This window comes from Paenibacillus sp. 2KB_20, from assembly GCF_052115765.1.
Lineage (GTDB): Bacteria > Bacillota > Bacilli > Paenibacillales > Paenibacillaceae > Paenibacillus_AQ.
Genome location: NZ_JBFRHH010000008.1, coordinates 87497 through 107698 on the forward strand (window position 1 = coordinate 87497; position 20202 = coordinate 107698).

Sequence of the window (20202 nt, forward strand, 5' to 3'; positions counted from 1 at the left end):
TCTAATCTTAGCATATGCAGTGAGGGCAGCTTTGCGGAGGGCGGATGCCCTCTTTTTTATTTTTTTTTACAGGGGGACTAGGAGATGGCTCAATTTAAAGTAGAACCAGTTGCTGTAAAAGAATATGTACCATTGAAGGGAGCTGCAGTGCTCCTCGCGCAAGCACGTCTGATCAGATCCGGAATACCATGCTCTCTGGGCTTGAGTACAGTTGAGGAGAAGCATTTCACGGCCAGGTACGCGGTTCATGTCGAGGGGTTGTCCGCAGTCTCGATCCGCTCTTATCAGCTTGGCGGCAGCGAAGTGATATTTGAGCCCGATCCCGAGAACGGGAGGTATGAAGACGGCCTGCATCGGAGATTGGAGAAAGCAGCTCTGCGGTCGCTGTATACGCTGGGTGTGGATGAAGGAGAGGTCATCATCACGGCCCGGCCCGGGCGAAGATATGTAGTCGAAGGTGTCCGCATGAAAGCGGGCCGGAATAAAACCGTTATGAGTGCCAAAGGCCAACAGGCGGCAGGTTTTCACGCGCATAACGAAGACAGTGAGTTTCCTTTGACTCTTCCGCTGCTCATGGGGATGGATCCCGAATTTGTGCTGATGAAGGATAACGGAGATATTGTGTATGCATCCGAATTTATGGAGCGTGGCGGGTCAGTCGGCAGTGACGCCGTTCGTTATCGGGGTGAGGTCATATACCCCATTGCCGAGCTGAGGCCGTTACCGAGAGCAAGGCCAAAGGAGTTAGTGATTGAAATGCAAAAAGCTCTGCGTCAAGCCCAGAGCCTAATTACCGATCATTCATTAACATGGAGGGCAGGAGCTCTGCCTTATGGTGATTTCCCGTTGGGCGGCCATATTCATTTCAGTGGGGTACCGCTTTCCCTGTCTCTTCTTCAGACCCTGGATAATTATTTGGCTCTGCCGCTGGCGCTGCTGGAAGACCCCAAGGGGCGTCTTCGTAGGCCCCGTTATGGATATCTGGGGGATTTTCGGAGACAGCCATATGGTGGGTTTGAATACCGTACGCTTCCCAGCTTTCTCGTTTCGCCGCTTGTCGCGAAGGTGTCACTCTATGTTGCCTATCTGGCAGTTCGGTACAGCGACCGCTTGCTAGCGAGGCCATTCAATACGGAACGTTACCATCGCGCCTATTATGAAGGCGACAAGTCCGTGCTTCAAGAATGTATTGCAGGCTGGCATAGGGATTTGTCAGCACTGCCGGAATATTCGGACTTTGCTCGTGAAATCGAACTGGCTCTTGCACACATGGAGGCGGGGCGCGTTTGGGATGAGAGCAGAGATATCAGGCCGCTGTGGAATATTCCCGTGAAGCCGTGATGCTTTGCGATCAATTTCTGTTATAATGGAGGTCAAGCTAGAAGGTAATGGAGGTACGTCATGGCTAAATATACGCCGATGATTGAACAATATTTGAAGGTTAAAGAACAAGCGCGCGATGCGTTTCTTTTTTTCCGCTTAGGCGATTTTTACGAAATGTTTTTTGATGATGCGATCCTCGCATCGAAGGAATTGGAGATTACGCTGACCGGCCGCGAAGGCGGCGGTGCAGAGAAAATACCGATGTGCGGAGTGCCCTATCATTCCGCGGAGGGTTACATCCAGCGGTTGATTGAGAAAGGATACAAAGTCGCCATCTGCGAGCAGATGGAAGATGCTTCTGTCACCAAAGGCATGGTGCGGCGGGAAATCGTTCGGGTCGTCACGCCGGGGACCATCATGGACGGCAAGGTCGTGCACGACAAATCGAACAATTACATGGTGTGCGTTACGGAAGCGGGCGGATTGATGTCTTTATCGGCATGCGATCTGTCCACAGGTGAGCTTTATGTGACATCAGTGCCATCTTCGGAGGAATGGCTGCGGGATGAGATTGGCCTTTATGAGCCTTCCGAGATCATTGGGGACGCTTCCCTTCTTGATATCATCTCATCTCAGGCGCTTCCAGGCAGCCGCAACATTGTCTATACGGCTTGGGATCGTAGGGAGGACGCATTGGTTCGCTCCCAATTCGGAGAACCGGCCTGGGCCCGCCTGGAAGAGGAGCGAAGAGCCTGCATTTCCCTGCTGATCTCGTATTTAAGCGAGACGCAGAAGCGGTCACTGGGACAGCTGACGCAGATTGCTTCCTACGAACCGGGACAATACATGGTTCTGGATCCATTCACCAGACGCAACCTGGAGCTGGTTGAGACAGTTCGTGAGCGTTCAAAGAAAGGTTCGCTCCTGTGGCTTCTGGATCGCACGGAAACCTCGATGGGAGCCAGACTCCTGCGGCGGAGAATCGATAAACCGCTGCTGTCCCGCAGCCGGATTGAAGAGCGGCTGGAGGCTGTTGAGCATTTGTATAACCAGTACATACTGCGTGAAGATCTGCGGATGGCGCTTAAAGAGATATATGATCTGGAACGGTTGGTCGGCCGGATTGCGTTTGGCAGCGCGAACGGACGGGATTTGAACGCGCTCAAGCTGTCGCTAAGACAAATTCCTTCCCTGAAAGAGCTGTGTGCCCATTCGGCTTCCGAGACGCTGCGGCGGGTGGCTGCGGATACGGATATTTGTGACGATCTGTGTGAACTGATCGAGCATGCGATTGTTGATGAACCGCCGGTGTCCGTGCGTGACGGAGGCATCATCAAGCCGGGCTATCACGAGCGGCTGGATGAGTTTCGTGAAGCGAGCACCAGCGGCAAACGCTGGATCGCCGAGCTGGAAGCGAAGGAACGCGCGGCTACGGGGATCAAGTCGCTGAAGATCGGTTACAACAAGGTGTTTGGCTATTATATCGAGGTGACCAAGTCCAATCTGTCGTCCCTGCCGGAAGGCCGGTACGAACGCAAGCAGACCCTGGCGAACGCGGAGCGTTATGTCACGCCCGAGCTGAAGGAGAAGGAAGGTCTGATCCTGGAGGCGCAGGAAAAGATGGTGGATATGGAGTACGCCCTCTTTACCGAGCTCAGGGACAAGCTGAATACCCAAGTAAGCCGGTTGCAGAAGCTCGCTGAGCGCATTGCAGAGATCGACGTCTACCAATCGTTGGCTGCGGTCAGTGCGGAATACCGGTTCGTGAAGCCGGAACTGAGCGAAGGTTATGATTATATCGTTGAAGGCGGTCGTCATCCTGTTGTAGAAGCCGTCATGAAGGATTCATCGTTTATCGCGAACGGAACGGATTTGCGCAAGGACGGCTCCTCGATCCTGCTTATTACCGGTCCGAATATGGCTGGAAAAAGCACGTACATGCGCCAGGTTGCCTTATTATCGATTCTGGCCCAGATGGGCTGTTTTGTCCCGGCAGAGCGTGCGGTTGTCCCGCTGGTCGACCGGATCTTTACCCGCATCGGGGCGGCTGACGATCTGATCGGCGGTCAGAGCACCTTCATGGTGGAGATGGCGGATATTCAGGTCATGACGGAAAAAGCGACGCCCCGCAGCCTGATCATCATTGATGAGCTTGGACGCGGTACGTCGACGAGTGAAGGTATGGCAATCGCACAAGCCGTGATTGAGTATGTGCATGACCATATCGGCTGCAAGGCATTGGTATCAACGCATTTCCATGAGCTTGCCCATCTACAGGAAAGCCTTGGCGGTCTTAAAAATTATTCCATGGCGGTTCAGGAAAGCGGAGACAAAGTGCATTTCCTCCGCAAGCTGATCCCTGGCGCAGCCGACAGCAGCTACGGCATTTACTGTGCGAGATTAGCCGGCTTGCCCGGCAGTATCATTGACCGCGCCTATGGGCTGCTGCAGGGCCTGGAGATGGCTTCGCTGGCCGCGGTGGCATCAGAGCAAGGGGCTGTGATGCAGCGCGAGCAGCCAACTGCCGCACCTCAGTCCGATGAAAGACGAAGCGGACCGGAAGCTGTGTATGAGCATCGAGAAGATACAACGCTGTATACTGAAGGCTTGGGCGGTGCTGACCAGAAAGGCGGCGTGGTACAGCTCTCCATTTTTGGCGAGGAGGAAGTGCCTGAATCGAGTGCTAAGCCTGGTAAGGATCAGCACTCGATGCCGCAGGAAGCCTCTCAAGATCCTGCGATCAAGAGCCTCATTGATGCTGTTAAGGGCGCGGACGTGATGAATATGACGCCGCTTCAGGCCATGCAGTTCCTGAATGACCTGAAGCTTCAAGCGAAGGATATGTGATTTAGCATAGGAATGAAATGAAACGGAGGTAGGAACGATGGGGATTATTCGGATTTTGGACGAGCATATTGCAAACCAGATTGCTGCCGGTGAGGTGGTGGAGCGACCTGCCTCCGTTGTGAAGGAGCTAGTCGAGAACGCCATTGATGCCGGGAGCACCAAGATTGACGTAACGGTTGAAGAAGGCGGACTGGACAGCATTCGCGTGACGGATAACGGTGCCGGCATTGATCCGGAGGATTGCGAGACGGCTTTTTATCGTCATGCAACGAGCAAAATCGCTGAAGGCCGCGATTTGTTCCAAATCACCAGCCTTGGATTCAGGGGCGAAGCCCTGCCATCCATTGCGGCTGTATCCAAGGTACGTCTGGTTACCTCCAATGCTCACGATGGCCGCGGACGTGTGATCGAGATCGAAGGCGGTCATCTGCGCGTGAACGAAGAGACGGCCGCACCCAGAGGAACGGATTTCCTCGTGAAGGAATTGTTCTTTAATACGCCGGCAAGGCTGAAATATATGAAAACAATCCAAACGGAGCTGGGGCACATATCCGACTATCTGTACCGTCTGGCCCTCTCCCGGCCGGATATTGCCTTTACGCTTAGGCACAATGGAAACTCGCTGCTGCAGACGCTGGGCAATGGCGATGCCCTTCAGGTCATTGCGGCCATATACGGTACCCAATCGGCCAAAGCGATGCTGCCGTTCGAAGCGGAGAATATGGATTATACGTTAAGCGGATATATCAGCCGCCCGGATTATACGCGGGCAAACCGTAACGGCATGTCGCTCATCATTAACGGGCGGTATATTCGTAATTACGGCTTAATGCAGGCGATTTTGAGGGGTTATCATACGCTGTTGCCGATCAACCGGTTTCCGCTCGTTGTCATTCAGCTGTCCATGCACCCCTCGTTGATCGATGTGAATGTGCATCCATCCAAGCTGGAGGTGCGGTTCAGTAAAGAGCAGGAGCTATTCGCTTTTGTGGAGGAAGAGATTCGCAAGGTGTTGCAGCAGGAAATTCTTATTCCACGTCCGGCCAAACAAAATATTGGCAAAAGCGACAACGCCTATATCCAGGAACAGCTGCAATTTTCTTCTGCGCAAGGTCGTGTCTCTGCGATCGGTAGCGGTAATGAACGGGATATCGCGATCCCAGGAAGCGGCGAGCTTTCCACTGGTGAAAACATGCCTCTCCATGCGTCGCCTGCGTCGACACGGCCGGAGGGTCAGGTATACACTCAGTCTGAGTCCAATATCAAGCAGACTTATGGGGCCGGAGCAGCAGGAACAGCTGCCACCTCGCAAATGCGGGAAACGGCAGCAGCTTCTTCTTACCGCAATGATTACCGCAATGAGACCAGGGGGAATGCCGGAATTCCTGCCATAACGAAGGAGTGGCTGCAGGCGGCCTCAGGACCGGCTCCCGAGATTCCGCCATTTCCGGAGCTTACGCTGATCGGCCAGCATCACGGCACCTATCTTATAGCGCAGAATGATGCCGGGCTGTACCTGATTGATCAGCATGCCGCACATGAGCGGATTAACTACGAGTATTACTATGAACAGTTTGGCAACCCGGCAGACGCATCCCAGGAGCTGCTGCTGCCGATTACGCTCGAATTCACGCCCTCGGAATCGGAGAAGGTGAAGGAACGGCTGCATTGGTTTGAGAAGGTTGGCGTTTATATGGAGTTTTTTGGCGGCCATACCTTTCTGGTTCGTTCCCATCCGTTCTGGTTCCCTAAGGGCGACGAGAAGGCCATTATCGAAGAGATGGCTGAATGGGTGCTGAGCGAACGCAATATCGATATCGCCAAGCTGAGAGAAACCTCGTCGATCATGTGTTCCTGCAAGGCTTCCATCAAAGCCAATCAGAAGCTGACGGAGCAGGAGGCGATGACGTTGATTCAGCGTTTGGGCGCCTGCCGGCAGCCATACACATGCCCGCATGGACGACCGATCGTGGTTTCGTTCTCAGCTTATGATTTGGAGAAAATGTTTAAACGCGTGATGTAACAGCAAGGAGGACCTTCATGATTATAACAACTGGAGAAGCGGAAGCGCCGGACATTGTGGAGCGCGCGAGATGTTTAGCCCAAGAAATCGGCTGCCGTTATGTCCAGCGCGGCGGTCATTCATTGCGAAAATTAGCCCGCAGGTTCGGAGACGATGACGTGCTGGTCGTACTGAACGGACATGTACGTCTAAGCGGACCGGATGGGGCGGTCATGGAATTTCATCCGAGTATGGGGTTTGTCCGATTGAAACGCGTGCTGAGCGGAAAACCCGATCCCATGCTGGAGGCTTCCGGAATGGAGGAAGGGGATTCCGTACTGGACTGTACGGCCGGGCTTGGAGCGGATTCCCTGGTATTCTCGGGCAAGGGCGGGGCGAGCAGTCAAATCACTGCCCTGGAGAGCTCACTGCCCTTGTATGCGCTGCTGAAAGAAGGGCTGCGGACCTATGAAAGCCATCTGGAGGCCAGTGATCAGGCGATGAGGCGAATCGAGGTCAGGCACAGCCATCACCTGGATTATTTGAAGTCGCTGCCGGACCGGAGCGTAGACATTGTTTATTTTGATCCGATGTTCCGTGAACCGATCGCCGAATCGGCTTCGATCCATCCTCTAAGACATTATGCAAATAGGGAGCCGCTGGAAATGGAAAGTGTGAGAGAAGCGGTTAGGGTCGCGCGCAAAACCGTCGTGATGAAGGAAGCGCGATCCAGCGGAGAGTTTGAGCGGCTTGGCTTTACATTGCCTGAACGGGGAAAATCGAAAATAACGTACGGAGTGATTTCCATTGACAGATGAAACCAAACCGAAACTGCTTGTTCTCATCGGACCAACAGCTGTAGGTAAAACCAAAATGAGCATTGAGATCGCGAAGAAATTCGGATGTGAGATTATCTCCGGCGATTCGATGCAGGTATACCGGGGCATGGATATCGGAACGGCCAAAATTTCCGTGGAGGAAATGGAAGGCGTTCCTCACCATCTCATTGATATTCACGAGCCCGATCACCCCTATTCGGTAGCCGAATTTCAGGAGCAGAGCCAGAGGCTCATTACGGAGATTACGCAGCGGGGGAAACTTCCTTTTATTGTTGGGGGAACCGGGCTTTACGTGGAGTCGGTGTGTTACGGCTATCAGTTTAGCGAGACGGGAGCGGATGAAGTTTTTCGGGAAGAGCAGTTCCGCTATGCCAACGAACATGGAGCCGAGGCTCTTCATCAAAAATTGGCAGAGGTTGATCCTGAAACGGCCGAGCGGCTTCACCCTAATGACCTACGTCGGGTCGTTCGTGCTTTAGAAGTATTTCATGTGACCGGCGTCCCACTTTCGACCCAACTGGCACCTCAAACTAAGCAATCTCCCTATGACTTATGCTTGGTCGGTTTGACAATGGACAGGCAAATGCTATATAACCGTATTGAAGAGCGAATTGATCTTATGCTGAGCCAGGGACTTGTTGATGAGGTGGCGGCGCTCATGAACAAAGGGTTCGCTCCGGGGCTTGTATCCATGCAAGGGCTGGGTTACAAGGAAATCGTTTCGTACCTTAGCAGGGAGTTCAGCTATGAAGAGGCCGTCGTGCTGCTTAAGCGCGATACACGCCGTTTCGCTAAGCGGCAGCTATCTTGGTTTCGCCACATGAAGGACATCGAGTGGGTAGACGTCACCGACTCGGGAAATTTTTCTGCGAACTATCAAAAAATCCGTGCTATAATAGCAGGAAAGTTTCACTGAAATCTTGAATATATTTTCAAAACAATCTAAATGAACCATTGGGGGTACGGCTAATGAACAAGTCCATTAACATCCAAGACACGTTCTTGAACCAACTGCGCAAAGAGAACATTCCGGCCACGGTATACCTTACAAACGGCTTTCAGATCCGTGGAACGATCAAAGCTTTTGACAATTTTACCATCGTGATTGACAGCGACGGCCGTCAGCAAATGGTGTACAAGCATGCTATCTCCACGTTCATGCCGCAGCGTAATGTGTCCCTGATGCAGGATAACAGCAGCGAACAATAGATTTTAGAATGGATTCATAAAGAGCAGAATCATACCGTAAATGATTAATTTGAAACTTTTTGGCTTATATTTCGTTTAGCTTATAAGGAGTGCAGAGAGCAACCTGAGAAGGTTGTTCTTTTCTTTCCGAGGCATGACTTGAGTCAGAAGGCTTGATCCCGCAAGGGAGTAAGGAGGGGGACAAATGGCTGGAAAAGATAATCAGATGTCACGGTTGAACAAAAACAAAGACAACCCGAAGACATCCAAAACCACGAAACCGAATGCGAAGAAGAAAAAAGGCAAAGGAAAGCGAATTGCATGGGCATTGTTTTTTACGGCTGTCATTGCGATCTTCTGTGCACTTGCAGGTTATTTGTTCATCTTGATCAGCGGTGAAAAGCTGCTGGAGCAGAATCAGGATAAGCTGACCGCTTACGGTACTTCTAAGGTATATGACCGTAATGGCACGCTGATGGGCGAACTGTCCCTTCAGAAGAGTGATCCTGTGAAGTACGAGGATATTCCGGAGCTATTGGTACAAGCATTTATTGCAACAGAAGATAAACGGTTCATGGAGCATAACGGCGTAGACATGTGGTCGATCGGCCGCGCAGCGGTAAAGGATGTCATGGCCCGTTCCATGGTCGAAGGCGGAAGTACGATCACGCAGCAGCTGGCGAAGAACATATTCCTGACCAGGGATAAAACATTCTTCCGGAAGGCGACTGAAATGTCGATCGCGCTGGCGCTTGAGCGTAAGCACAGTAAACAGGAAATTATTGAGATGTACTTGAACCGGATTAACTTCGGGGGGCCTTATTACGGCATCAAAGCCGCGTCCGAGCGTTATTTCGGCAAATCGGATCTAAAAAAACTGGAGATATGGGAAATAGCAACACTGGCGGCAATGCCAAAGGGACCGTCCCGATATAATCCGCTCAAGAACCCTGAGCTCTCCAAAGAGCGTCGTGCGGTGGTATTGACTTTGATGGAACAGCAGGGTTATATCACGGCCGAAGAGGCCGCGAAAGCCAAGAAAGTGGACTATGCGTATACACCGCCTGAAAGACAACAGAAATATACAGCGTTTATCGACTATGTAATGGAAGAAGCCGAAGAAAAATGGGGCCTCACCGAGGACGATGTTAATATTGGCGGTTATCAGATTTACACAACGATGGACGTGAATGCCCAGACGGCAATGGAAGAAGAGTTCAAGAATCCGGAAAACTTTGAAAAAGGTCCTGATGACGTACCCGTTGAGGGTTCCATGGTCATCATTAACCAGGAGACCGGCGGGATCGTAGCGATGTCGGGTGGAAGGGAATATACGCGCGGCGGGTTTAGCCGGGCTACCGACAGCCGTCGTCAGCCGGGCTCCGCCTTGAAGCCGATTGTATCGTACGCACCGGCGCTGGAATCCGGGAAGTTTACGAAGGACTCCAGATTGAGTAATAAACAGCAATGTTTTGGCACCAACTATTGCCCAAGAAATCTGCACGGATATTCGGAGACGATTGGTATGCCGGAAGCGATTCAGCGTTCCGAGAACATTCCGGCCGTATGGCTGTTGAACCAAATCGGCGTAAAAACCGGATTCGAGTTCGCTCAGAGTCTCGGCATCAAGATGACCGAAGGCGACGCGAACTTATCCCTGGCCCTCGGCGGAATGAATACCGGTACGAACACATTCGAGATGGCACAAGCTTTCAGCGCCTTTGCTAATGGCGGAGAATTTAAAGAGGCTTTTGCAATCAAGCAGATTAAAGATAACAAAGGCAAGGTTGTGCATGAGAACAAAGGCAGCAAAGGGAAGCGCGTGATGAGTGCTTCGACGGCTTCGCAAATGACAGACATGATGAAGCGCGTTGTAGAGGACGGAACGGGTAGAAATGCCCGGATCAGTCGTCCGGTAGCCGGTAAGACCGGAACCACGCAGAGCGGCTATAAGGGCGTCAGCTCAAACCGCGACGTATGGTTTGTCGGATATACGCCGGAGTTAACCGCAGCTGTGTGGATGGGTTATGATAACCCAGACCGGCAGCATCTGCTGAAACGAAGCAGTTCGATCTCAGCTTCCTTATGGGGCAAAGTGATGGAGAAGGCTGTTCAAGGCTATGAAGCTAAGAGCTTCCCGAGTACCGAGCCGGTAAAGCCGCCTGTTGAAGAAACGACATTAACCGCAGTCAGCGGTTTGACGGGCTCCTATAATGGAGAGACTCAGACTGTATCACTGAGCTGGAATCCGGTTCAGGGCAACGTGCAATACCGCGTGTATCGTAAGGAAACGTCGGAATCGGAATACACCCCGATTCTCGATGCCTTGAATGGTACGTCCATTGAGGATTTGAGCGCAATGGAGGGACTGACCTATGATTATTATGTGACTGCTATAGACCCGTCTACGAGCCAGGAGTCGGCACCTTCGAACATCCTGCAGATTGTGGCCGTTTCCGAGGAATTGCCGCCTGAGGATCTCGAACCCGATCCGGGGGACATCCAGGAACCACCTCCGGTTGATGAAGGTGACAACGGAGCAGGCAATGAGTTCCCTCCTGGGAATGAGAATGGCAACGGGAACGGAAATGGCAACGGTAATGGTAATGGCGAGCCAGGCAATGGGAATGGTGAAGGCCCAGGCAATGGTAACGGTAATGGAACGAACCCTCCTGATAATGGAAACGGAGCCGGGAATGGCCAAGATGGTCAAAATCCTGGCAATGGATCTGATGGCTCAGGAGATGGATCTAACCATGGTGACACAGGCACTGGAGGAACCGACAGCGATTCGGGTGATATTCCTACGGTACCGGGAACCATTGTGGATCCGTCAGATCCGGTTGATGGTTCTGACCAGTTCCAAGATAATCCATAATGAACTTGAGAGCCTCCGCATGATTGCGGAGGCTTCTTTGTTTTGAGTGTGATACCCAAATGTGGTAAGCTGGGAATACGAATGGGGAGGAAAAGTTCCATGAAACGTAAATTCGGAGATCGGGCGAATTGGCGCCGCATCACCCGCCGGCACTTCACTTCCCGGTATGTGGAATGTGAGCAGTTTACAGGGTATCTCACGTTATATACCATATATGGCCTGAAAGAACCGTTATGGAAGACGTATGGCCGTCATACTTACCGAATCGCGGACAAAGGCTATTCATGGCTGCAGTATTATCCGAAGGACAGCCATTTCATCGTGACCGCCATGTTTGATGACAAACGAAACATTGTTCAATGGTACATCGATATTTGCAAGAAACAGGGGGTAACCGATCAGGGTGTTCCTTGGTTTGACGATCTGTATTTGGACGTTGTGGTCGTCAAGAACGGTGAAGTGTTCTTGCTGGATGAAGATGAGCTTGAGGATGCCCTAGGGCGGAATGACATTACCCGGGATGACTACAGGCTGGCCAAGGTAACCGCACGGAATCTGCTTCGGGCCATCGACGCGCATGAATTCCCTTACTTTATGATGTCTCTGAAGCATCGCGACCAGTTATTTCATAATGGAGAGTTCAGGAGGAAGAAATAATGCGTCAGGAAATACATAAGAGTCTGTCTCAAACAGGCACGAAGAAGAGAGCATGGTATCGGCGAGGGATGATTACCCTGCTCTCTCTCGTTGTTCTTGGAGTGCTATGGTCAGGTTATGCATATTGGAAGATCGAAAGTGCCGTCAGCAGTCCGTCGGAGAAAGCGGATGTCGGCATTATCCTGGGCGCTTCCATGTGGGGAGATCAGCCAAGTCCGGGGCTTCGCGAGCGGCTCGAGCATGCGCTAGTTGAATACCATGCAGGCCGTTTTGATACCTTCATCGTTTCTGGCGGCCTCGATAAGCCGGGGTATCCATATACCGAAGCCGAAGGAATGCGAAATTTCTTGGTTGACGCGGGCGTACCGGAGGAACGGATCTTCCTGGAGAACGAAGCAACGAGCACTTACGAGAATTTGCTCTTCAGCCAAGCGATTATGGAGGAGCATGGGTGGAACACCGCCATTATAATAACCCATGACTATCACGGGACGAGAGCGATGGAGGTTGCAACAACCCTTGGTTACGATCATCCTTCTATGTCGCTGACGGAATCTACCGTTTTGCCGATGGTTAAACACAAGTCTAGAGAAGTGCTGGCTTATACGAAATGGACGGCCGATCGGCTGTTGATCGCCATGGGTGTCCTATGAGGACGAAACTTCTAATAAGCAGGCTGTAAATAGAATACATTGGAATAGATAGTCAGCCCTTTGGTAAAGAGGTGAGGAGCAATGAACGGGCGTGTAACGGCCGCTAACGGCCGATCTGAAGGACGGCCATCCAGGCAGATTAATGTCGTGCTCCGCAGCGCGGAACCTCCACTCATCAGCAGTGCGGTTCCGGAACGCGAACCGGCCCCTTCGCCAAACCCTGTTTCCCAGCACAGTCTATTCCAGGAAATACAGAAAGAGCTGGATCAACTGGTAGGTCTCGAACAAATCAAAGACCTGGTATTTGAAATCTATGCATTGCTTCAAGTGGCCCAGATGCGTTTGGAAGCAGGCTTATTAAGTGGCGGTCATGTGTACCATATGATTTTTAAAGGAAACCCCGGAACTGGGAAAACCACAGTCGCCCGTATCGTGGCAAAGCTGTTCCAGAAGATGGGCGTGCTTAATAAGGGTCATCTAGTCGAAGTGGAACGGGCCGATCTCGTAGGTGAATATATCGGTCACACGGCACAAAAGACCAGAGAATTGGTCAAAAAAGCGCTTGGAGGAATTCTGTTCATCGATGAGGCTTACAGTTTGGCGCGCGGCGGTGAGAAGGATTTTGGCAAGGAAGCGATCGATACGCTGGTTAAGGCGATGGAGGATCATAAAAACCAGTTCATTCTTATTCTGGCAGGCTATAGCGATGAGATTGATTTTTTTATGGATTCGAATCCCGGCCTGTATTCCCGTTTTCCGATCCAGATGGACTTCCCGGATTACAATTTGGATCAATTGATCCAGATTTCGGAGCTGATGGCAAAGGAGAGGGATTATATCTTGATGCCGCAGTCGCTGAGCAAGCTCAAGGAACATCTGCAGATGGAGAAGGATCACGGACTGCACGCCTTCAGTAATGCGCGTTATGTACGGAATGTCATCGAGAAATCGATAAGGAATCAATCGGTTCGGCTGCTAAATCAGTACGTAACCGGGAACCCCGGCAAGCTTGAGCTTATGACCCTGCGGCCGGAGGACTTTAAGTTAAACGGAAAAATACAATGATTTTAAGCTTGTCTTCGAACATAATGAAGGGGTAACGTTGCTTTCTTTGGATCATAATGTTTATTGCAGGCAGCAGCGGTTAGTTAAATTAGGAGACGTAATGATAGAGGAGTTGGCTATATGACAAATATAACGCATGATACCCGGACAGAGATCGAAGATAAAGCCGTTTTGGTCAGTTTGGTGACGGATGCAGTTAAACGTACAGGAATTAATCCGGAACACTCGCTGCAGGAGCTGGTTCAGCTAGCTGAAACCGCTGGAGTGGAGGTACTGGATGTCATTACGCAGAATCGCGAAGTTCCGGATTCCAAGTGGTTTATCGGCAAAGGGAAGGTCGAAGAACTGCGCATGGCGATTGATGGGTTGGGCGCAACAACAGCCATATTTGATCAGGAATTATCCGGCGCACAAGTACGAAATCTGGAAGAATCACTCGATGTGAAAATTATCGACCGTACTCAATTGATACTGGATATTTTCGCTCAACGTGCGAAGACCCGTGAGGGGATTATCCAGGTGGAGTTAGCACAGCTTACTTATTTGCTCCCGCGGTTGTCGGGACATGGTAAGAATCTGTCCAGGCTCGGGGCGGGGATCGGGACACGTGGACCAGGGGAAAGTAAACTCGAAACCGACCGCCGGCATATTCGTGACAGAATCAGCGACCTGAAGCGGCAGCTGGATGAAGTTACTCGGCATCGTACGCTCCATCGGGAGCGGCGGAAGAAGAGCGGTGCCGTACAGGTTGCTCTAGTCGGTTATACCAATGCCGGCAAGTCAACATTGTTAAACCGGTTAACGGACGCAGATGTTTATATCCAAGATCAATTATTTGCTACGCTGGACCCCACTTCGCGTGTGTTGGAGCTGCCTAGCGGCAAGGAAGTTGTGCTAACGGATACCGTTGGATTTATACAGAACCTTCCTCATGATCTGGTAGCTGCGTTCCGTGCGACGCTGGAAGAAGCCAACGAAGCCGATCTGATTCTTCATGTCGTAGATGCTTCTTCCCCGATGCGGGACGAACAGATGGCTGTCGTTCAATCCATACTTCAGGATCTGGGGGCGGCGGATAAACCGCAGATCGTTCTGTTTAACAAGAAGGACGCATGTGAACCGGATCAGCTGGAGATGCTGCCTGCAGGGGATGGTCAATTAAAGATTAGTGCGTATCAAGATCAGGATTTGGAAATGGTTCGTGAAGCGATTCAGGACCAGTTGTCCGGAGGGAACGTGACGTTCCGGATTCCGGCAGACCGCGGCGATCTGAACTCGGTTGTATACCGTGTCGGAGACGTGCTAGAGCAGTCTTTTGATGAGAATGATATCCTCTACGAGGTGCGAATCAATAAAGCGGATTATGAGAAAATGGGGTACTTGCTCCATGATTACGTCCAGAACGGATCTTAGGTACCAATAGGAATCGTAGTGTAAGCCCCTGTATGGGGCTTATATTGCGTGTTCAGGGTGCTCAAGCATTGCGAGTTCTATGAAATAAAAATATGTGTTAAGATGTGAGACATCATGTGTAAAAGAGGAGAGAGCAGTTGGTCATGGCAAGATTTTCGCAAGATATACTTGAATTGAGCAGTGAGATTGAGTCCAAAATCGGACAGCGTTTACGGGAGATCGATAATATCGTTGATTTTAATCAGTGGAAGGTGATCGATGCTTTCCAGAAGTTTCAGGTGAGTGATTTTCATTTTGCGGCTTCCACCGGGTATGCATACAATGATCGCGGCCGTGAAGTGCTGGATGAAGTCTACGCAGACGTATTTGGAGCCGAATCTGCCCTGGTCAGGCCGCATTTTGCTTCCGGTACCCATACGATCTCAACCGCACTGTTTGGTGTGTTAAGACCGGGAGATGAGCTGTTGTATATTTCGGGTCGTCCCTATGACACCCTCCATAAAGTGATTGGCGAACCCGGGGACGGCAGCGGATCCCTTCGAGATTTTGGAATTGGTTATCAGGAGGTTGCGCTAACAGAACAAGGGGAAGTCGATTGGGAGCGGGTAGAGAAGGCAATCACGTCTTCAACCAAGGTTATTGGTATCCAGCGTTCCCGTGGATATGATTGGCGTTCTTCGTTCACGGTATCCCAGATTGGTGACATGGTAAACCGGATTCGGTCCATTCGCCCGGATTTGATTATTTTCGTTGATAACTGTTACGGTGAGTTTACGGAGCGATTGGAACCGACGGAGGTTGGCGTTGATCTGATGGCGGGGTCGCTTATCAAAAACCCTGGCGGCGGCATTGCCGAAACCGGCGGTTACATATGCGGTAAAGCGGCCTATGTGGATAAGGCAGCCTATCGGCTGACTGCTCCCGGCATCGGACGTGAAGTAGGGGCTATGCTGGGAACGACCAGAGGCATTTATCAGGGATTATTCCTGGCACCATCCACGGTTGGACAAGCGGTCAAGGGCAGCATTTATGCCGCCGCGATGTTTGAGGCAGTGGGGTTCACAACCAAGCCGGGCTGGGAGGATGAGCGGACCGATTTGATTCAGGCCGTATCGTTTACCGGAGCGGATCATCTGATCGCTTTTGTACAGGGGATTCAGCGGGCGGCGGCAGTCGACAGTCATGTGGTGCCTGAGCCTTGGGATATGCCTGGATATGAACATCCCGTAATCATGGCGGCAGGTACGTTCATCCAGGGAGGAAGCCTCGAATTATCCGCGGATGCGCCGATCCGATCACCTTATATCGGGTATATGCAAGGCGGCTTGACCTACTCTCATGTTAAATATGGTGTGCTTATGGCCCTCCAAAGCATGAAAGATCGTAATTTGTTGTGAGTTATCCTTACATGCGGTTGACGTGGTTGATCAGGAAATGTACAATAGGATCAGAATAGACCACTTGGAAGGTTGATGAGATATGGGTGATGAGATTCGGAGGAATATGGCATTATTTCCGATAGGCATTGTTATGAAGCTTACGGATTTATCCGCCAGACAAATTCGCTATTATGAGCAGCATAACTTAATTGTCCCAGCCCGTACGTCGGGCAACCAACGCCTGTTTTCCTTCAATGATGTGGAGCGACTGCTAGAGATTAAGGCTTTGATTGAAAAAGGTGTTAATATCGCCGGCATTAAGCAGGTAATGAACCCTGTCACGAAAGAGTCTGAAGAGGCTACTGTCATTACTCCTGATACCGAGAACAGACGCCGTGAGATGTCGGAGTCCCAGTTGCGACGTTTGCTGAAGCAGGAATTGATTACCGCTAGAAGACCGGGTCAGGTTTCATTGATTCAAGGGGAATTATCCCGGTTTTTTAATAAATAAGGATTGCCATGCTGTAATTCTTCATTAATTCTAGTTTTTTATTTAAAAAGGAGAGGATAAAGTGAGTTATACCAGAGAGGACATTCTACGTATTGCCAAAGAAGAAAATGTTCGATTTATCCGCTTGCAATTTACAGATTTGCTTGGAACGATTAAAAATGTTGAGATTCCTGTAAGCCAGCTGCCTAAAGCGCTTGATAATAAAATGATGTTCGACGGTTCGTCCATCGAAGGTTATGTACGTATTGAAGAATCCGATATGTATCTGTACCCAGATCTGGATACCTTTATGATCTTTCCATGGGTATCCGAGGATCGTGTTGCACGCTTGATCTGCGATGTCTACATGCCTGACGGCACTCAGTTCGCAGGAGATCCGCGCGGCATTCTGAAGAGAGCGCTGAAAGAAGCTGAAGAGATGGGCTTCACTTCTATGAATGTCGGTCCGGAACCAGAATTCTTCCTGTTCAAAACCGATGAAAAAGGCAACCCTACCCTGGAGCTTAATGACCAAGGCGGATACTTTGACCTTGCGCCTACGGATCTTGGCGAGAACTGCCGCCGCGATATCGTACTGACACTGGAAGAGATGGGCTTTGAAATCGAAGCTTCTCACCATGAAGTTGCTCCTGGCCAGCACGAAATCGACTTCAAGTATGCCAATGCGATCAAAGCAGCTGACCAGATTCAAACATTTAAATTGGTAGTTAAGACGATTGCTCGTCAGCATGGACTGATTGCAACATTTATGCCAAAACCGCTATTCGGCGTGAACGGCTCTGGTATGCACTGTAACCAATCGCTCTTCAAAGGAAGCGAGAACGCGTTTGTCGACGAGAGTGATGAGCTTGGCTTGAGCGTAACGGCTCGTAACTATATGGCGGGTATTCTTAAGCATGCACGCGCGTTTGCTGCGATCACGAACCCAACGGTGAACTCGTACAAGCGTCTCGTGCCTGGTTACGAAGCACCTTGCTACGTAGCATGGTCTGCAAGTAACCGCAGCCCAATGATTCGAATTCCTGCATCCCGTGGCCTTAGCACGCGTATTGAAGTGCGTAACCCGGATCCGGCGGCTAACCCGTATCTGGCTTTGGCTGTCATGCTGAAAGCAGGTTTGGATGGCGTGAAGCGCGAGCTGTCGCTCCCGTCTCCAATCGACCGCAACATCTATGTGATGACGGAAGAAGAGCGCATTGAGGAGGGCATCCCTAGCTTGCCGGCAAACCTGAAAGAAGCCATTAACGAGTTGATTCGCAGCGAAGTCATTTCCGACGCGCTCGGGGATCATGCGCTGGCTCACTTCTACGAGCTGAAAGAAATCGAATGGGACATGTACCGCACGCAAGTTCATCAGTGGGAACGCGATCAATACATTACCATGTATTAATAGAGAAATCCCTTGCGCCGTAAGGCGTGAGGGGTTTTTGTTTTTCCAATGAATATGATCAAACAGGCATATGGAATATTAGTCAGGTTTCATATAAAGTTAGTGGAGTAGGGGAAATGCTGCTGTGGTAAGTGGAACAACGAAGGAGGCCCGTAAATGGCAACTCTAAGTGACCATGAAGAGAAGGGAACTCAGGCAGTGTTCGCGTTTATATCTCGTATTCCTGGTGAGGATGAAGGATGCCAGATCAATTTTAAGTTTTTTCAGGCTAACCGAATCATTTATGATTTGAATTTTGGGTGGACGAATTTGACAATCCGGAATTATATTTCGGTAACTGCTGAATTTCCGCTTGAGTATTTAAATGGTTTTAAATTAGATGGTTTATTTATGTCTTTCGAAAAACATTTATACCAGCTGAGCTGGGAGCCAAAGGAACAAGAAGGAATCTATCAGTTGCATTTTTACGGATCGGAACAGGATTTTCAGTTAACCGCCGACATAGAATCCATTCGAAGATTTGGTTCTCAATTTAAACAGGCCTGGGATGAGTCTCCGTTAGTTTAGTAGCAATGGCAATAGATTTGGTTTGTGAATTTGGAGAACCGTTCAGGAATGCAGCCAATACAGAATCGCCCTCCATAAAAGGGAAGATTCTTTTTTTATTTTTCGAAAAAAGGGAACTTTTACTCACTTCCATGACTCTAATTAGACGAGGTGAATCGGTTGGAGCTGGAATACTTGAAGCAGATGACGGTGATGGACACACAGACACTGGATAAAATCATGAACTTATACGGAAATGATATCTGGAATTACGCTTATTTTCTGACCAAACAGCAAGCACTGGCTGACGATATTGCTCAAGAGGTGTTTATTAAAGCTTATTTTGGCATACATACCTTTCGCGGTCGGGCGACGCTAAAAACGTGGCTGCTTACAATTACAAGACATACCGCGTATCGATATAAACAGACTTTTTTCTTTCGGAAAGTGACCCTTAAGGACAAGCTGCTCATAGATGCCTCAAGCCGCTCGGCGGAAGCAGAGTATTTGGATGGGCAGTATACCAATGAAATATGGGCCATGATTATGACCTTACCCAGGAAGTTCAGGGAGGTGTTGATCCTGGATATTTACTATGAGATGTCAATAAATCAGATTGCGGAGTTCCTTAACCTAGCGGCGGGTACCGTAAAATCAAGACTGTATCGGGCAAGGAAAAAAGTACAGAACCTGTTGAAGGAGAATGGCGATGAATGAGGATAAACCAGACTGGTATTCCCGGGCTAAAAAAGCTCCCTTTTCAGATGAAAAGTTCACATCTGAAATGAAAAAAAACGTGCATAGGTCCGTGATTTTCACCGACAGCAAGCCTAAACGTCGAAAGCACTTACAAGTTGGATTTGCTGGAGGGTTAATGCTTCTGATTATTTTAATTGCCTTTCAATTACCTTTTGGCAGAGAGGAACAACAGAGAGCAGGGACTTTACCTCCTGGTACGGAAGAGACAATCCGGGCACAAGGCGTAACGGATGAAGGAAGGTTAAGGGTTATTGCAGTTGGACAGGAAAAAATAACGACATTGGGAGCACCGAGCTGCTTCGGTATCGAAACGGATATATCGTTTACCGGAAACTACAGCGTACAGTATAGTACTAACCAAGTTACAAATGAAGTAACTACGCTGGGGGATCTTACTTTTATTCAACCAACATCTGCTCCGGTTGATATGATTCGCCTGCCGTTTCAAGCTGCCGATGTATTTATACTCGCACCGCAATATAGGGACTGTCATGGTATACAAATCTATGCGTTCGCAGTGGGGCATGAAACGGGTAAAGCCGTCCAGCTCCGATTTCAGGATAAATCCTTGGTATCCTACTTTTCATATTATAGACCAGGTACTACTCCCATGGTAAAAGACAATAAGCTTGTTCTGCAATCCACGGAGGGGCCGGGTGGGGAAGGTTCGCCGGATTATAAACCCAAACGGATGTATCGACTAGATCTTAAACAAGGCATTATGGAGCAGGCAAACTAGCTATGATACAGCT

At 50.1% G+C, this 20202-nt stretch carries 17 protein-coding genes; all 17 read left to right on the forward strand.

All coding sequences use genetic code 11. The features are described 5' to 3' along the window. The first annotated feature begins 84 nt into the window (after positions 1–84). Positions 85–1341, forward strand: a complete 1257-nt coding sequence (locus AB4124_RS22600) for a putative amidoligase domain-containing protein (RefSeq protein ID WP_441974252.1) — start codon at positions 85–87, stop codon at positions 1339–1341. A 60-nt stretch (positions 1342–1401) separates the two neighbouring features. Further along, positions 1402–4170: a DNA mismatch repair protein MutS gene (gene mutS / locus AB4124_RS22605; RefSeq protein ID WP_441974253.1), complete on the forward strand. Its 2769-nt coding sequence runs from the start codon at positions 1402–1404 to the stop codon at positions 4168–4170. 37 nt (positions 4171–4207) lie between these two features. Beyond that, positions 4208–6193, forward strand: a complete 1986-nt coding sequence (gene mutL / locus AB4124_RS22610; protein ID WP_441974254.1) for a DNA mismatch repair endonuclease MutL — start codon at positions 4208–4210, stop codon at positions 6191–6193. A gap of 17 nt (positions 6194–6210) precedes the next feature. Then, positions 6211–6990 (forward strand): class I SAM-dependent methyltransferase, encoded by a 780-nt coding sequence (locus AB4124_RS22615; RefSeq protein WP_441974255.1) that lies wholly within the window; start codon positions 6211–6213, stop codon positions 6988–6990. Further along, positions 6980–7927, forward strand: coding sequence for a tRNA (adenosine(37)-N6)-dimethylallyltransferase MiaA (miaA, locus tag AB4124_RS22620; RefSeq protein WP_441974256.1), 948 nt, complete (start codon positions 6980–6982; stop codon positions 7925–7927). Before AB4124_RS22615 ends, miaA begins: the two co-directional genes overlap by 11 nt. A gap of 53 nt (positions 7928–7980) precedes the next feature. After that, positions 7981–8220 (forward strand): RNA chaperone Hfq, encoded by a 240-nt coding sequence (hfq, locus tag AB4124_RS22625; RefSeq protein WP_076321134.1) that lies wholly within the window; start codon positions 7981–7983, stop codon positions 8218–8220. A gap of 184 nt (positions 8221–8404) precedes the next feature. After that, a complete protein-coding gene (locus tag AB4124_RS22630) occupies positions 8405–11077 on the forward strand; it encodes a PBP1A family penicillin-binding protein (protein WP_441974257.1) in 2673 nt (890 codons plus the stop codon). A 99-nt stretch (positions 11078–11176) separates the two neighbouring features. Then, positions 11177–11734 carry a DUF402 domain-containing protein gene (locus tag AB4124_RS22635; protein ID WP_071218240.1) on the forward strand — a complete coding sequence of 186 codons (558 nt, stop codon included), beginning with the start codon at positions 11177–11179 and terminating at the stop codon, positions 11732–11734. Further along, entirely contained in the window at positions 11734–12387 is a 654-nt protein-coding gene (locus AB4124_RS22640) for a YdcF family protein (protein WP_430106968.1), read from the forward strand. The genes AB4124_RS22635 and AB4124_RS22640 overlap by 1 nt, the downstream gene beginning before the upstream one ends. Positions 12388–12468: 81 nt before the next feature. Continuing rightward, the gene (locus AB4124_RS22645; RefSeq protein WP_076321137.1) at positions 12469–13452 is read left to right on the forward strand and encodes an AAA family ATPase; all 984 of its coding nucleotides are present in this window, start codon (positions 12469–12471) and stop codon (positions 13450–13452) included. 120 nt (positions 13453–13572) lie between these two features. Further along, positions 13573–14865 (forward strand): GTPase HflX, encoded by a 1293-nt coding sequence (hflX, locus tag AB4124_RS22650; protein WP_430106970.1) that lies wholly within the window; start codon positions 13573–13575, stop codon positions 14863–14865. A 143-nt stretch (positions 14866–15008) separates the two neighbouring features. Further along, positions 15009–16262 (forward strand): aminotransferase class I/II-fold pyridoxal phosphate-dependent enzyme, encoded by a 1254-nt coding sequence (locus tag AB4124_RS22655; protein WP_430106972.1) that lies wholly within the window; start codon positions 15009–15011, stop codon positions 16260–16262. An 82-nt stretch (positions 16263–16344) separates the two neighbouring features. Next, a complete protein-coding gene (locus AB4124_RS22660; RefSeq protein WP_076321140.1) occupies positions 16345–16755 on the forward strand; it encodes a MerR family transcriptional regulator in 411 nt (136 codons plus the stop codon). A 61-nt stretch (positions 16756–16816) separates the two neighbouring features. Beyond that, complete coding sequence (gene glnA / locus AB4124_RS22665; protein ID WP_430106974.1) at positions 16817–18145, forward strand: type I glutamate--ammonia ligase; 1329 nt, start codon at positions 16817–16819, stop codon at positions 18143–18145. Between the two features lie 156 nt (positions 18146–18301). After that, complete coding sequence (locus tag AB4124_RS22670) at positions 18302–18712, forward strand: hypothetical protein (RefSeq protein WP_441974258.1); 411 nt, start codon at positions 18302–18304, stop codon at positions 18710–18712. A gap of 150 nt (positions 18713–18862) precedes the next feature. After that, on the forward strand, positions 18863–19408 hold the full coding sequence (locus AB4124_RS22675) for an RNA polymerase sigma factor (protein WP_441974259.1): 546 nt from the start codon (positions 18863–18865) through the stop codon (positions 19406–19408). After that, a complete protein-coding gene (locus tag AB4124_RS22680) occupies positions 19401–20189 on the forward strand; it encodes a hypothetical protein (RefSeq protein ID WP_441974260.1) in 789 nt (262 codons plus the stop codon). Before AB4124_RS22675 ends, AB4124_RS22680 begins: the two co-directional genes overlap by 8 nt. The last annotated feature ends 13 nt before the right edge of the window (positions 20190–20202 follow it).